The sequence below is a fragment of the Paenibacillus sp. Aloe-11 genome (assembly GCF_000245715.1).
GTDB classification, from domain to species: Bacteria; Bacillota; Bacilli; order Paenibacillales; family Paenibacillaceae; genus Paenibacillus; species Paenibacillus kribbensis.
The window spans coordinates 157,317-157,813 of record NZ_JH601050.1 but is presented as its reverse complement, the minus strand read 5'-3'; the positions used below and the strand labels follow the sequence as shown (position 1 = coordinate 157,813).

Annotated in this window: 1 protein-coding gene; it reads right to left on the bottom strand. The window is 55.9% G+C overall.

Features of this window, described 5'->3' with window-relative positions:
- On the bottom strand, positions 1 to 497 hold a 497-nt coding region (locus WG8_RS28125), incomplete at both ends, for a nicotinate-nucleotide--dimethylbenzimidazole phosphoribosyltransferase (RefSeq protein ID WP_007429402.1).

Sequence of the window (497 nt, the reverse complement as noted above, 5' to 3'; positions counted from 1 at the left end):
TAACCTCCGGCTCCAGTCCGGTAAGGGCACATACGACCGCAGCACTGGCTGTCGTATTCCCGATGCCCAGCTCCCCGGTAACGAATAGCCGTGTGCCATCTTCGAACGCTTCGGCTACAGCTTCAGCTCCGGCCAAAATTGCCTGCTCGGCTTCCGTACGCAGCATGGCTGGCCCTTTGGCCATATTCGAAGTGCCCATGCGCACCTTGCGGCTCACCAAATCCGGGTGTGCGACATCCGCATTGACGCCAACATCTACAACCTTGACGTCTGCGCCCGCATGACGTGCGAGTACATTAATGGCCGCACCACCTGACAGCATGTTATACAGCATTTGCTGCGTAACCTCAGCCGGGAAGGCGCTGACCCCTTCTTCACATACACCGTGATCCGCAGCCATAACCATAACGGTTTTATGATTAAACTCAGGTTTGACCGTCCCTGTAATTCCTGCCAGCTGGATGGACATACTTTCCAGCTTTCCAAGACTTCCCGGC